Raw genomic sequence first — 14,197 nt, 5'->3', positions numbered from 1 at the left:
GACGCCGGTTCACGCGCAGGCTGTCACGCCGGGGCAAACGAAAAATGTCGGCCTGACTCCTCGGAAAAAATGTGTCTCTTTTGACACACCAGCCGCATCCGCCATGGCAACACCCCACTTTCGGGCTGCACGGGCCTGTTTTTGTTTTTGCCGGAGGAGCGCCCTTCAGGAAAGGGCACTTGCGAAGACGAAGGCAGTAAATACGAGTGGTTCCGGACAAATACCCGGCCCGCTTGCCGGCTTCTTTCCGGATTTTTGTGCACCGCCGCGGGGCTATTGGCATGTCTGTTGCTTGCTGCCTCTGCTGCTGCACACGCGGAAGGTTTCACCCGGCGCTTATTCGGGCTTGACAATGCCGCAAGGCAGTGGTAGCTTTCGCGCAAATTGTATCAGACCATCAGGAAAGGAGGGAAAGCCCCGAGGATTTTTGAAAAAGCGGTTTTTAAAAGGGATTTTTCATCCCCCGCCGGCTGCGGAACCGGCTGAAGAGAAGACCGCGGCAGTAGAGGCGCAGCGTGTGCCTTTATTGAACTTCTCCCCATGCCCGTGGGGATAAACAAACAACATTCAGGAGGAAAAAATGAAGAAGTTATTTGCAGCAATCCTCGCCCTCGGCCTGATCGTGGCCGTAAGCGGGACCGCGTCCGCCGTGGACGTAAAGTTCGGCGGGTCGTACTATGTGGTTGGCGTCTATGACGACAACCCCAGCCTGGCGGATAGCGATGCTTCCTATTCACGCGCCTATATGTTCCAGAGAATCAGGCTCCAGCCGGTCTTCAAGATCGCCGAAGGCCTGACCTTCACCGCCCGGATGGACGCGATGGAAGGGAACTGGAACGTTGATCGGTCCAAGTTTAAATCAGGTGGAGGAAATACAGGCTTTGACTGGGAACGCGGCTATGTGACGTTCAACTCTGGCATCGGCAAGTTCGATGTCGGTTACCAGGCAGCCGGCGCCTGGGGTATTGACTGGGCCGACAGTGGAACAACCCGCCCGAGAGTCAAGCTGACCACCAAAGTCGGCCCGATGATCCTGGTCGCGATCTATGAAAAGCATGTCGAGAACAATGCGTTGGCATTAGTTGACGCCGACATGGACGCCTACTACCTCGCTGCGATCTATCCGTTCAAGGGTGGTTCGGCAGGCCTTCTGTATGGATACATAGACAAGGCTGACAACAGGCCTACACCCGCTGCGTTCAGAACGACCAAGCAGATCCTCTACCCCTACATGAAAGCAACCTTCGGATCCGTTTTTGTTGAAGCCGAACTCAACTACATTTTCGGGAAAAAGGCTGAATTTGATTCGGGTGCAGCCGACATAGATTATGAAGGATGGGGCGCGTTCCTCCGTGCAACGACAAAGGCTGGCCCTGCCGAAGTTGGTGTTCAGCTTGGTTGGTCCAAGGGCGATGATGCCGGTACCAACGACAAGGATGAGACCGGTCCCGGCAAAGGCGCCGACTGGAACCCCGCTTTGATCCTGATGAATGACGACCTGGCTACCTGGTCCGGTGGCGATGTCAACACCGCCGGCAACGCCAATATCAGCACCGGTCTCCAGATTATCAACGTCTTCGCCAATTACAAGGTAACGCCGAAATTCTCGGCGGGCGCCGCCCTGACCTACGCCAAGGCGGATAAGGTCGCCGCTAATTGGGATAAAGACTACGGTCTGGAATTCGACGTCACTGCCGCCTACAAGCTCTACGACAACCTGACCTACATGGTTGGCGCCGGCTATCTGTGGACCGGTGATTACTACAAGAAGGGCGTTGCCGCCGCGAAGGTTGACGACGACTACATCCTGATGAACAAGCTGACCCTGAGCTTCTAAGGGAAGGTTTGTTTAGTTTCACAGGAAAATTTTAGCTTGGCCCCGGGGAGCAATCCCCGGGGTTTTTTAATTGGGGTCAGAGTCATATTAATTTAGAAAACCCGGTGACATAATACAGATTAAAAACCCGGTGACATAATACAGATTATAGGTCGAATTCTTTCCTGATCCGAACAAGAAAACCCGGTGACATAATACAGATTATAGGTCGAATTCTTTCCTGATCCGAACGGTAACTTCCTTTAAAAGCGATGGTTTTATGAACAATGTACTTCGTGACGGTATGCTGCCGAGAATGGACAATACCTCTGCCGGACTTTTTCGCCCCTGTCTGATCGCACGGACAATGATACCGATCGTTCCATGAACCCTGAACCCCATACGTTCGGCAACCATGCGGGCGGAAGCGTCATCTGTAAGAAACAAGGCATCCGAATTGCTCTCCATCAGGATCAGCGAATCCGTTTCGCCGCGATCCAGGGCAAAGATTCTGCACATGGCCTTGAGATGTTCTTCCGCGGGATGCTGGGCGCGTAATACCTGGAACGGCAGTTTCACCGTCAGGGCAATGGGACGGTGTTTTTCGATTTCTTCGACTACGGATAGGGGAAGAATGATTTTATCGAAGTCGGCAAGAAAATCAAGACAGCCGAGTTCGTCCAAATGGATAATGGGGCCGGTATCTCATACGATAGACCCGGGTTCCTCAGTCATCGCCGTGAAGACCCCACTCGACGTCTTCAAGGATATTCTTTTCCATTAATTCCGATTGGTGGGTATCGAGAAAGCGTCGGATTGCTTCCAAAAAAACGTCTTTCTCGTCGCGGTACCATCCCTCGTTCACCAAGGCCACGGCCTTGTTATAGAGTGCCTCGGGCACTTCAGCCTGAACGGTCTTCATCGTAAGACTCCTTGAATTTCTTATTCAACCTGAAACGTCAACTGATCCCTCCAACCTATCCTATCCGTTGGCACTATCCGTTGGCAATGTAATTCACTATGGGTAGTCATCTTACCTGTTAAACCACAATATGCAAGCGATTCTTTAATAATAGGAGTCAGAGTCATATTAAGAAAACCCGGTGACAGAAAACCCGGTGACATAATACAGATTAAAGAAAACCCGGTGACATAATACAGATTATAGGTCGAATTCTTTCCTGATCCGAACGGTAACTTCCTTTAAAAGCGATGGCTTTATGAACAATGTACTTCGTGACGGTATGCTGCCGAGAATGGACTATACCTCTGCCGGACTTTTTCGCCCCTGTCTGATCGCGCGGACAATGATACCGATCGTTCCGTGAACCCTGAACCCCATACGTTCGGCAACCATGCGGGCGGAAGCGTCATCTGTAAGAAACAAGGCATCCGCATTGCTCTCCATCAGGATCAGCGAATCCGTTTCGCCGCGATCCAGGGCAAAGTGTCAGTGGCAGAAGTGCCTGGCCTTCTTCGCCGGTGTGGACCGCACGGTAGGCGACTATGAAGGGCTGAGCGCGGCCCAGCAGTGCCTGCCGAATAACGAGACGCGGGACAAGTTTGCCTCTGAATACATCGTCTTGGGCACGATATAGGAAGCCCTCTCCCCCGACCCGTGCCTCAGCCCTTACGAAAAGGACTACCGCTGGCTGACGCAGGTCTAAGAATCCGTCAAGCCGCCCAGCGGCAACGGCAAGTTGCTTTGGCATTCCCTGGGCGCCAAGACGGTGGACCTCATCAATCAAAATGTCCATGTCGAGTCGGTGCGCGACGATATCGAAACGCTGTTCCTCGATGCGCAGGTGCTGGAAGAAATCCTGGCGGACGCCGACCCTGCCAGGAAAGGCCGCGAGATCGAGATCATGCTGATCGCCCGCCTGCGCCGACACCTGGGCCATGCCAAGTTCGTGGCGCTCGGCGAACGGCTGGAGAAAGTCAAGGAACGCCATGAGCAGGGCTTTCTGACCAGCCTGGAGTTCCTCAAGCAGATCCTCGAAATCGCCAAGGAAGTTCTGGAAGCGGAAAAGGAAACGGATCCGGTAGAGGAACGCGACCGGGCCAAGGAGGTGCTTACCGAGCTCTTCTCCGAGGCCAGGAGCCAGAATACCCACATCATCGTCGAGCGAATCGTTGCCGACATCGATGAAATTGTGAAGAAGGTACGTTTTCCCGATTGGCAACACACGAGCCAGGGCGAACGCTTGGTACAGAAAGAACTCCGCAAGGCGCTGCTCAAGTACAAGCTGCACACAGACCAGGAACTATTCGACCGGGCCTATGCCTACATCCGGCAGTATTATTAGGGACGGCATGAAGGAGGACACATAGACGACGGTCTCAGCCGTCGGTCCTTCTTTTTTCCTCGTCCCTGATTTCCCGGCGCAGGAGTTTTCCTACCTTTGATTTGGGGAGCATGTCCCGGAATTCAATGTACTGGGGGACTTTATAGGCAACGAGATTTTTTCGGCACCACTTGATCAGATCATACCCGGTGATTCCCTTGACGTCCTGCTTGAGAACCACATATGCCTTGATTCTCTCCCCGACCTTCTCATCGGGCACCCCCACCACGCAGGCGCCCACCACCGCATTATGCTCCTGAAGCACGGCTTCGATCTCCGAGGCTGACACCCGGTAGCCCTTGTGCTTTATCGTATCGACGGTTCTATCCACGAAAAAGATATTGCCATCCTCATCCATGGACATGACATCCGCGGTGCGATACCACGTGCGGCCTTCTATTTCGATGAACGAATCCGCTGTTTCTTCCGGCTTATTCAGGTAGCTGCTTACCATGAGATCAGAATTGACAAGAAGCTCCCCCGGCTCGCCCAGCTTAACCGGTTCGAGGGTATTCGTATCGACCAGTTTGATCCTCTTGCTGGGGACCACCCGTCCCACGCTCTTGGGTGGATTGTCGATCGTTACCGGGCACATGGCGACACCCCCGCAGGTCTCGGTCGCGCCATAACCCTGATAAATGACCTTGCCGAATTTCTCCTCCCAGCGCCTTCCCACCTCCACGGGGAGAACGTCCCCGGCGCTGTACCAATAGACGACTGAGCTCAGATCGTACTGGTCGAGCCGGTCGTGTTCGAGCATCATCCGGTAGAGGGTCGGCACCCCGATCATGGTGGTCGCCCGGAAGCGCTCAATGCCTTCAAAGGTGGCATCCACATTTACTTTTGGCTGAAGCATCAGCGTTCCTCCCACGAAGAGCGTAGCGAGGCTGCACGTCTGCCCCAGGATGTGAAAAAGGGGCGCATTGCCAAAGATGATGTTCTTTTCCGCCGGAACGAGGGGGTCGCTCACGCTGATCTGCTCCGCCATGGAGACAAGATAAAGATCGTGGGTAAAGGGTACCCCTTTGGGGAACTTTGTGGTGCCGCCGGTATAAAGGATTTCAGCGACGTCCCGGCCGTCCCGGCTCAGCAGAGGCAAGCTGTCTATTTTTTGTTCGTTATTAAACAACAACTCGCGGAAAGAATGCGTTTTATCATCAAGTGCAATCTTTCCTTTCGGGACCACATCAAAAAGATACCCGAAAAAACGCTTCCACCAGGGCAGCAGATCAGCCATGCGGGTGACAATAACCGTTTTTATTTGGGTCTCCGGCAGAACCTTCTTCACATATCCAAAGTTGGTATCCGCACAGACAACGACCTCCGCTCCACTGTCGTTGGCGATATAGCTCAAATCGTGGGGTGTGTAGATAGGAGTTATGGGAACGACGACTGCGCCCACCCGCTGGATGCCGAGCCACGCGACCACCCACTGGAGCGTATTGGGGATGTAAAGCATCACCTTCTGGCCGGGGGTCACGCCCAGACCCAGCAGTACCGCGGCAAAACGTTCCGCCAGATTCTTCAACTCCCGGTAGGAATACCGGGTGCCAAGATAGATAACCGCCGTATTGTCGCCCCGCCTCAGGGCAGTTGCCTCGAAAGAGGCATAGATATTATATTCCAAAATAAGCCGCCTTGATTTCGGGATTGTCCATAAGCTCCCGGCCGGTGCCGGTAAGCGTCAGCATGCCGTTCTCTATGACATAGCCCCGGTCAATGATCGGAAGCACAGGCCTTGCGAACTGCTCCGTCAGCAGAACCGTGGTTCCCGATTCCTCTTTCAGTCTGCAGATCGCCTTTACGAGCAGCTTCTGCATCATGGGGCTGAGGCCCAGAAGCGGTTCATCCAGCAGCAGCAGTTTGGGTTTGACCACCAGACTCATGCCGATGGCGAGCATCTGCTGCTCCCCGCCACTCAGGAATCCCGCCTTTCTTTTCTTCAAGCCGATCAGGGCGGGAAACAGCTTGTAGGCATATTCCATAGCCTCGCGGATTTCTGCTTTCGTACGAAGATATCCGGCAATTTTCAGGTTTTCCACAACGGAGCTTTCCGGAAAAACCGGATGCCTTTCCCGCGACAGGACGATGCCCTTCCGTACCCGGTCGCTCGGGCTGGTCTCCGATATATCTTCTCCTTTATATAAAATCTTGCCGTAAATGGTAATTCTCTCGCCGCCCTTGCGTTTCTCCTTTGTGCGCATGTCGATGATCAGGCCGGAAAGCGTATTCATCAGGGTGGTCTTCCCGGCGCTGTTGGAGCCGATAATGCCCACAATCTCCCCCTCTTCGACCTTCATGCTGAAATCATTGAGGGCCAGCGCGTTTTCAAAAAATACCATTAGATTCTGAACATCAAGCATAATCATTCTTCCGAACCAAGATAGGCTTCCTTGACTGCCTCGCTCTCCATCACCTCTTTGGCCGCTCCATCCGCTATCTTCTCCCCAAAGTTGAGCACAATCACCCGGCTGGCAATTCGGAAGAGCTCCTTGAGCCGATGCTCAATCATGATAATCGTTTTCCCCTCCGACAGGAGTTTTTCGATGATCGGCACGATGCTTGCCACCTCGGCCAGGCTTAAACCCGAGAAAAGCTCGTCCAGAATCATTATCTCGGGCTGAAGGGAAATGGCCTTGGCGAGCTCCAGCCTTTTGAGATAACCCTGCGGAAGGACGCTGGCAACCTTGTAGGCGACCTGATTATCCCTTTCAAAACCCACCTCTTCGAGCAGGTCAAGGGCGACGGCGTTGCGGTCGCCGTATTTGCCTCCGGCAAGCGCCTTGACGCGCGGAGAGTAAAGGGGAATGATCATGTTCTTGTAGGCGGGCAATTGATAGAACGGCTTCACCATCTGAAACGTTCGGGCAATGCCGAGACGCACGATTTTGTAGGGCGCCATGCTCGTGATATCCTGCCCCTTGAAGAAGACCTTCCCGGAGGAGGCCTTCACAAAACCCGAAATCAGGTTCACCGTCGTGGTCTTGCCGGAACCATTCGGGCCGATGATCCCGAGGAGATCGCCCTTGTGAAGGTCAAAGCTGATACGGTTTACCGCCTGCACCCCTCCAAAGGATTTCGAAAGCTCCCTGACTTCCAGCAACGGACTTTCACTCATTTATCCACCTCCGTCCAGCGCTCGAACTGGCTGTACTTGCGGGAAATGAAGTGAAATATCCCCTCGGGCAGGCCAACGACAAAGATGACGAGAAAAACACCGTAGAAAACTATCCTCAATCCCCCCAAGGCGCGCAGAGCCTCGGAAAGGGGAACCAGAATAAAGGCGCCCAGCACCGCCCCGGCAAAGGAACCGGGACCTCCGACCATGACGGCCGCAATGGGAAGGATGGAATAATCAAGCGCGAAGACAGGCATGCCCACAAAGCGGTAAACATGGGTCATCATCGCCCCCGCAAAGGCGCCGACAGAACCGGCAATGAACAGGGCCTGGATCTTGAACCAGTAGATATTGATCCCCGCGTTCATGACAGAGCGGTCGTTATCCTTGATCCCCGTGAGCACCAGGCCGTAATCCGACGTCATCATCCGCCTGAACCCGAACAGGGCGGCCGCAAGAGCGGCCATGAGGATGTACAGCTCCAGCCATTTGGAAGGCAGAACCGCCAGCCCGCTTATCCCCTCGGTGCCCCCGAATATTTTGGTCGCCTCGATCACCCGCTCAATCATCAGGGGAACAATCAGCGTCACCATCGTAAAATAGACGCCGCGCAGCCGCAGAACCGGCATCAGCAGAAGCGTGCAGATTACTCCTCCCAGAAATGCGGCCAGCGGGATCGCCAGAAAAGGGGAAATCCCGAAATAATGGTTTAAAATTCCCGAGCAGTAGGCGCCCATCCCGAAAAAGAGCGCCTGCCCGAGCGAAACCATCCCGGTCTGGGCAAGAATATCCCAACTGATTGCCAGGAGCGCAAAAACGGCGACGGAAAGAAGCACCCTTTGCCAGTACGGGCCGAGAATCAGCGGCAGAACAATAAAAGCGGCCGCGGGGATCAGTCTCGGCGCGGCAAGATAGAGCATCTCCCGCCAGGAGCTGAGGGCAAAAATATCCTCGGACCTGACCTTGATGCCCCGATCAATTCTCTCTTTTCGTTTCTTCACGCTGCCCTTCGCCCTCCAAAAACCCCTGACTCAAATCCGCTCTTCCAACTCCTTCTGTTTTCCGTAAATACCTGACGGCTTGATCACAAGTACCAGCAGGATTGCCACCAGGCTCACGATCATCGTCCAGTGGGAGCCAATGTAAGTATCCGTAAATCTTTGGGCAAAGCCCACAAGCAGGCTCGCCACAATCACGCCGCCGGTGCTTCCCAGCCCCCCGATAATCGAGACGGCCAGGGCATTGATCAGAACATCGTACCCCTGACTGACGGAAATGGTGCCCAAAGGAATAATAACCGTCGCGGCAATGGCCGCAAGGCCAGCGCCCAGAGAGACGCTAAGCGTGGCAATCCTGTCCGAATCCATGCCGAAGGTCAGGGCAGTGCGCTCATCCTGGGCAATGCCCCGGAAAGCCAGCCCCGTGGACGTATAATGAACAAACAGCCAGAGCAGAATGACCAGAACTATACCGGCCGCCACGATCAGCATCCTCTGCGCGTCCACATATACGTCGCCTACCATGAAGCTCTCATCGATAAACACGGGAAGCGCATACTCCACGCCGACAAAACCCAGATACCGGAAAAATTCGAGAATGGCCAGTCCGATGCCGAAAGTGGCGATCACCTCGGAAAGAACCTGCCCCCGGACTCGCATCAGGATAAAACGATACATCAGGGCGCCGATGAATGCGGTAAAGAAAATGGAGATGAGAGCCGAAGCCAGATAGGGGAGCCCCACAAGCTGAATCAGCATCCAGGTCACAAAAGCGGCAAGTATATACAGGGCGCCGTAGGCAAAGTTGGAGATTCCGCTGATGCCGAAAGTCAGGTTAAAACCAATGGACATCAGAATCAGAATAACGCTGTTGATGACCGCGTAAATTATCGTCCCTAACAACATCCCCGGCATACCCCCTGTGCAGCATTCTCACCGATTGACGGCAAAGCGCTTACAATTTTTTTACGACTCAGGCTGTTAGACGGCATCCCAACAGCCTGAGCTTTTGTGTCTTTAACTACTTCGCCACCTTCAAACCGGCAGGCAGCTTTATCTTTGCATCGGCAATGGCCTCAGGATAAACATTAACCCGTTCACCCTTGTCGGTCCACTGAAAAACACTGGCGACGGCGGTTTCCTTGGGATCGTTGCCGAAAATAGCCTGCTGGCCGTCATCGAATCTGATGCGCCCCATAACGCCGGTCCGGTCTGTTTTTTTGATTTCCGCGACCAGGGCATCCGGGTCAAGGCTTCCGGCCCTCTCAATCGCCTCTTTCAAGATGTAAACCGATTCATAAGTGGGGGCAGGGCCATGACCGGCCTCCATGGGCTTTCCGAATTTCTTCTGGTAAGCTTTTAAAAATTCCACGGATTGAGGGACCTTTGGCGAAGCAACGGCACTTCCCATTTCAAAATTGCAGTTGACGGCGCCCCCGATTTTTTTATCAAAGGTCTTCCAGGCGCCCGGTCCGGCCAGCGGAGAAATAAATCCGGCCAAGAGCGCCGGAACCTTCATCGATTTCCATTGTTTTACCAATGTTCCGCTCTGGGGCATATCGAAAATGGGAAGGATCACCTGGGCGCCGCCGCTCCGGGCCTTCATCAACGCGGATGAAAAGTCGGAAGCTCCCGTCGGATAACTCTCCTGTCCGACGACGGTCCAGCCGGCTTTTTCGAAATAGCTTTTAACAATCCCGCCCGCCGTCCCCCTGGCCCAAGCCACATCCTGATGCATGATGTACACCTTGTTGAAGCCGAATTCCTTGTTCAGGAAAGACATGGTTCCGACAAGATAGCCGACCAGGTACTTGGCATTAAGACAGGTTCGGAAAACGTATTTATACTTGTCCGGCTCCTGCTTTATTTTTGCCTCGGAAGCAGGGGTCATGGCGATCGACCCGATCATGGGTACCTTATACTTGGTAAAGATATCCATCGCCGCCAAGAGCGCCTCGGAGCGGAAGGGGCCAATGAGGAGGGCCGTTGGTTTCTTTTCCAGAATGAGCTTTTCAATTCCCATCAAAGCCTCGGGAACCGGCACACCCGGGGCCGCATCACGAATGTCAATGGCTTCCACCGTGAACATCCTTTTTTCGGAACCGACTTTTACGCCACCCTTGGCATTGATTTCCGCCACCGCCATTTCCACAACGGCAAGCCCCTCTTTTCCTTCTACAAATCCTGTGGATGTCGGCACGCCGATAACAATTGGTTCGGCTGCGTACGCAAAAAACGAAAACACCAACCCCATTGCCAGAAAGAGACCAACTACCCCTAATCGCCTTTTCATACCCTTCCTCCTTTTATTTGGATTATTATCTTGAAATTGACCTGTCAAAAGTAACAACATCAACTCAGTTTTCGTTCAACGAGGTCTCCTGCAGACTTCATAAACCTTATTAAACGGTCATGCCGGGCCTTGATCCGCGGGTGTAGAACCCATTTTTCAGCGGGAGCGAGGATGAGTATCGGAATTATAAACTGCTGTCAAGCAAATAATCCATCCCTGACGGCAGGTACTCAATAAATGATTATTTGACTTTTCAATAAACTTGAGCGTAGATGAACATCAATTCAAAGAACAAATTTTGTATAAAGCTTGGATATTTGAGTGTACGTATATTAATTGTTGGGTCAAAGAGGTGCGGTCATCTCGGCTGAAAAGTGGCTTGGCATGGTCGACGCAGAGAAATATTCAGAAAGCTGGAAAGAAGCTGAGTCTCTTCCAGTTCAGGAAAGGGCGATGGTTGTCGACTCACTGCTCCGAATGCTTAATCCTGCAGACAGGGAATTTGAAAATGAGTGGATTAAAGTTGCGAGACGTCGGCTCGCGGAATTACGATCCGGCCGCATAAAATCAAGCCCCGGCGAAGGAGCGTTTGCGCAAATCAGGGAGCGTTTCGCGAAATGACTTTCTCCTTTCATTCCGAAGCAAAGCATGAATCATAACGGCAACCACATTGAATCCCGACTCTGGGCCGCGGCCGACGAGCTGCGGGCCAATTCCAAGCTGAAATCCTCCGAATACTCTGTCCCGGTGCTGGGACTCGTCTTTCTGCGCTACGCCGACCACAAGTTCCAGGCGGCAGCCAAGGAACTTACCAACACCGGGACCGGCGGACGACGAAAGATCGGCCCGGCGGACTATCAGGCTCGCGGCGTCCTCTACCTGCCCGAAGCGGCCCGCTTCTCGACGCTAATTGCCCTCCCCGAGGGGGCCAACATCGGCGCGGCCATCAACGACGCCATGAAGGCCATCGAGGCGGAGAACCCCGATCTCAAGGACGTCCTCCCCAAGGCCTACAACCGCTTCGAGAACGGCCTGCTCAACGCCCTGCTCAAGACCATGAACTCCGTCCCCATGGACATCGAGGGGGACGCCTTCGGCAAGATCTACGAGTACTTCCTCGGCCACTTCGCCATGAGCGAGGGGCAGAAGGGCGGCGAATTCTTTACCCCCACCGCCATCGTCCAGCTCATCGTCGGCATCATCGAACCCTTCCAGGGCCGCATCTTCGACCCGGCCTGCGGCTCCGGCGGCATGTTCGTCCAGAGCGCCCGCTTCGTCGCGGAGCACCCGAAGAACCCCGGCGCGGAGCTCTCCATCTACGGCCAGGAGAAGGTGGCCGAAACCGTCCGCCTGGGCAAGATGAACCTCGCCGTCCACGGCTTGGCCGGCGACATCCGTCAGGGCAACGCCTACTACGAGGACCTGCACCGCTCCCCCGGCAAGTTCGATTTCGTCATGGCCAATCCGCCCTTCAACGTAGACCGGGTGGACAAAGACCGGCTCAAGGACGACCCGCGCTTTCCCTTCGGCCTGCCCCGCACCGACAATGCCAACTACCTCTGGATCCAGATCTTCTACAGCGCCCTTTTGGAAACCGGCCGCGCCGGGTTCGTCATGGCCAACTCCGCCTCCGACGCCCGCAGCTCGGAACTGGAAATCCGCAAACAGCTCCTCGAAGCCCATGCCGTGGATGTGATGGTCGCCGTCGGCTCAAACTTCTTCTACACCGTCACCCTGCCCTGCACCCTCTGGTTCTTCGACCGTGGCAAAGGCAAGACGGCCCGGGCCGACCAGGTGCTCTTCATCGATGCCCGCCATCTCTACCGCCAGATCGACCGCGCCCATCGCGACTGGACCCCGGCGCAGATCGAGTTTCTGGCCAACATTGTCCGGCTCTACTGGGACGAGAAACCAGAGAACCTGCACGACAGCACCGACCTGCTGGTCAAACACGGTTTTCTCTCCCCTACCTCTGGGAGAGGGGCCGGGGGTGAGGGCGCCAGGTATATCGACGTTGCCGGCCTGTGCAAGGTGACGTATCTCTCCGAAATCGAAGCCCAGGGTTGGAGCCTCAACCCCGGCCGCTACGTGGGCGTAGCCGCTCGTGAAGAAGACGATTTCGACTTCAAGACGCGGCTGGAGGAGCAGAACGAGGAATTGGAAATACTCAATGCCGAGGCCCGAGAACTGGAAGCGCGGATCGCCGAGAACGTTGTCAAGTTGCTGGAAGGGGTGTGATGAACACGTTAACTTTCTCTGAACTGGTCGAGATCAACCCTCGCGTTAAAATAGAGAAAGCTAAAGAGTATCCGTTTGTTGAAATGGGTGTAGTAGAGCCGAACAGGCGTTATGTGAATGCAAATCAGAATCGTATATTCCAAAACGGCGGAGCGAAATTTTTACCTGGTGATACCCTGTTCGCAAGGATAACCCCCTGTCTTGAGAACGGGAAGATTGCTCAATATCAAGATGTTGGAGGACAAGCAGGATTTGGGTCAACTGAATTTTTTGTGTTCCGAGCACGACCAGGAGTTTCAGATCCCGGATTCGTCTACTATCTTGCCAAATCTGAATTAATCAGAAAACCGGCTGAAAAAAGCATGTCGGGAGCTTCTGGGCGCCAGAGAGCCGATCTTAAATCAATCGTTGACCTCGAAGTTCCATCTCCCCCACTCTCCACGCAGCGAAAAATCGAGGCGATTCTCTCGGCCTACGACGACCTGATCGAGAACAACCTGCGGCGGATCAAAATTCTGGAGGAGATGGCGCAAAACCTCTACCGCGAGTGGTTCGTCAAGTTCCGCTTCCCCTGCCACCAGCGCGCCCGCTTCGTCGGGTCGCCCCTCGGCCAGATTCCGGAAGGGTGGGAGGCGGTGCGATTCACGCAAATTGCGGACGTATTAAGCGGTGGCACTCCAAAGACAACCGTTTCAGATTATTGGGATGGACAGATCCCGTTCTTTGCCCCTAAAGATACACCCACATCATTCTTTGTGACAGAGACAGAAAAGCAGATTACCGAGATTGGATTGCGAAAGTGTAACAGCAAACTATATCCACCACAGACAGTATTCATTACTGCACGAGGAACCGTTGGAAAGGTCGTCATGCCGGTTGTGCCTATGGCTATGAACCAATCATGCTATGCGTTGCGTGGAAAGTTCGGTATTAGCCAGCCATTTCTTTTCATGACGACCCTTGAACAGGTAGCCTATCTAAAGAAAAACACAGGCGGAGCAACGTTCGACACGATTGTTGTAGATACTTTTCATCGAATGCAAGTGATCCGACCAGATGAAGGATCTGTCGCACTATTTACGCAACGAATTGAACGTGTCCTTCCGGCAAGCCTGCGTAGCTGAAAAAAAATTTAGAGCTGCGGATAAGCGTCAAACGTTTTCCTTGCCTTCGGGCGTGAGGTCGCAGAGGGTTTTTGATTTAAGATATCGGATGATTGTTGGAACAAACTAATCAAGAGTCGTTGACGTGTGAGACTTCCTGGTAATTCCAGGGCATCCAGTTTTGAGGGTTTTTGAAGACATCGTGATAATTTTTCTGGAGGGCAACCAAGTAACCGAAGGGATCGATGCCCCTCAGAACGCAGGTATGAATCAGGCTCATGAAAAT

At 53.9% G+C, this 14,197-nt stretch carries 14 protein-coding genes; 6 read left to right on the top strand and 8 right to left on the bottom strand.

Annotated elements, in window-relative coordinates; translation table 11 throughout:
* Window positions 1-580 precede the first annotated feature (580 nt).
* A complete protein-coding gene (locus K0B01_11410) occupies window positions 581-1,837 on the top strand; it encodes a porin (GenBank protein ID MBW6486744.1) in 1,257 nt (418 codons plus the stop codon).
* A 201-nt stretch (window positions 1,838-2,038) separates the two neighbouring features.
* Here K0B01_11410 and K0B01_11405 read toward each other — a convergent pair whose 3' ends face one another.
* Together K0B01_11405 and K0B01_11400 are read right to left on the bottom strand one after the other, a co-directional pair.
* The gene (locus K0B01_11405; protein MBW6486743.1) at window positions 2,039-2,500 is read right to left on the bottom strand and encodes a hypothetical protein; all 462 of its coding nucleotides are present in this window, start codon (window positions 2,498-2,500) and stop codon (window positions 2,039-2,041) included.
* Window positions 2,501-2,543: 43 nt separating this feature from the next.
* Window positions 2,544-2,738: a hypothetical protein gene (locus tag K0B01_11400; GenBank protein MBW6486742.1), complete on the bottom strand. Its 195-nt coding sequence runs from the start codon at window positions 2,736-2,738 to the stop codon at window positions 2,544-2,546.
* 475 nt (window positions 2,739-3,213) lie between these two features.
* On the opposite strand from K0B01_11400, the gene K0B01_11395 reads away from it, so the two are divergent.
* Both K0B01_11395 and K0B01_11390 read left to right on the top strand, forming a co-directional pair.
* Window positions 3,214-3,414: a hypothetical protein gene (locus K0B01_11395; protein ID MBW6486741.1), complete on the top strand. Its 201-nt coding sequence runs from the start codon at window positions 3,214-3,216 to the stop codon at window positions 3,412-3,414.
* A 132-nt stretch (window positions 3,415-3,546) separates the two neighbouring features.
* Window positions 3,547-4,122 carry a hypothetical protein gene (locus K0B01_11390; protein ID MBW6486740.1) on the top strand — a complete coding sequence of 192 codons (576 nt, stop codon included), beginning with the start codon at window positions 3,547-3,549 and terminating at the stop codon, window positions 4,120-4,122.
* 34 nt (window positions 4,123-4,156) lie between these two features.
* On the opposite strand, the gene K0B01_11385 is transcribed toward K0B01_11390, so the two are convergent.
* The 6 genes from K0B01_11385 to K0B01_11360 all read right to left on the bottom strand — a co-directional run bounded on the left by K0B01_11385 (window position 4,157) and on the right by K0B01_11360 (window position 10,570).
* Window positions 4,157-5,791 (bottom strand): acyl--CoA ligase, encoded by a 1,635-nt coding sequence (locus K0B01_11385; protein ID MBW6486739.1) that lies wholly within the window; start codon window positions 5,789-5,791, stop codon window positions 4,157-4,159.
* Window positions 5,778-6,524, bottom strand: coding sequence for an ATP-binding cassette domain-containing protein (locus K0B01_11380; protein MBW6486738.1), 747 nt, complete (start codon window positions 6,522-6,524; stop codon window positions 5,778-5,780). The genes K0B01_11385 and K0B01_11380 overlap by 14 nt, the downstream gene beginning before the upstream one ends.
* Window positions 6,525-6,526: 2 nt before the next feature.
* A complete protein-coding gene (locus tag K0B01_11375; GenBank protein MBW6486737.1) occupies window positions 6,527-7,279 on the bottom strand; it encodes an ABC transporter ATP-binding protein in 753 nt (250 codons plus the stop codon).
* The gene (locus K0B01_11370; protein ID MBW6486736.1) at window positions 7,276-8,199 is read right to left on the bottom strand and encodes a branched-chain amino acid ABC transporter permease; all 924 of its coding nucleotides are present in this window, start codon (window positions 8,197-8,199) and stop codon (window positions 7,276-7,278) included. The genes K0B01_11375 and K0B01_11370 overlap by 4 nt, the downstream gene beginning before the upstream one ends.
* 111 nt (window positions 8,200-8,310) lie before the next feature.
* The gene (locus K0B01_11365; protein ID MBW6486735.1) at window positions 8,311-9,183 is read right to left on the bottom strand and encodes a branched-chain amino acid ABC transporter permease; all 873 of its coding nucleotides are present in this window, start codon (window positions 9,181-9,183) and stop codon (window positions 8,311-8,313) included.
* Between the two features lie 115 nt (window positions 9,184-9,298).
* Window positions 9,299-10,570 carry an ABC transporter substrate-binding protein gene (locus K0B01_11360; protein MBW6486734.1) on the bottom strand — a complete coding sequence of 424 codons (1,272 nt, stop codon included), beginning with the start codon at window positions 10,568-10,570 and terminating at the stop codon, window positions 9,299-9,301.
* Between the two features lie 384 nt (window positions 10,571-10,954).
* Here K0B01_11360 and K0B01_11355 point away from each other — a divergent pair, with 384 nt between their 5' ends.
* The 3 genes from K0B01_11355 to K0B01_11345 are packed head-to-tail and all read left to right on the top strand — an operon-like array spanning window position 10,955 to window position 13,932.
* Window positions 10,955-11,191: an addiction module protein gene (locus K0B01_11355; protein ID MBW6486733.1), complete on the top strand. Its 237-nt coding sequence runs from the start codon at window positions 10,955-10,957 to the stop codon at window positions 11,189-11,191.
* A gap of 27 nt (window positions 11,192-11,218) precedes the next feature.
* Entirely contained in the window at window positions 11,219-12,808 is a 1,590-nt protein-coding gene (locus tag K0B01_11350; protein ID MBW6486732.1) for a type I restriction-modification system subunit M, read from the top strand.
* Complete coding sequence (locus K0B01_11345; protein MBW6486731.1) at window positions 12,808-13,932, top strand: restriction endonuclease subunit S; 1,125 nt, start codon at window positions 12,808-12,810, stop codon at window positions 13,930-13,932. Before K0B01_11350 ends, K0B01_11345 begins: the two co-directional genes overlap by 1 nt.
* The last annotated feature ends 265 nt before the right edge of the window (window positions 13,933-14,197 follow it).

The organism is Syntrophobacterales bacterium (assembly GCA_019429105.1).
Lineage (GTDB): Bacteria > Desulfobacterota > Syntrophia > Syntrophales > UBA5619 > DYTH01.
Note: the sequence above shows the minus strand (reverse complement) of the source record. Positions and strands in the feature narration are given on the sequence as shown.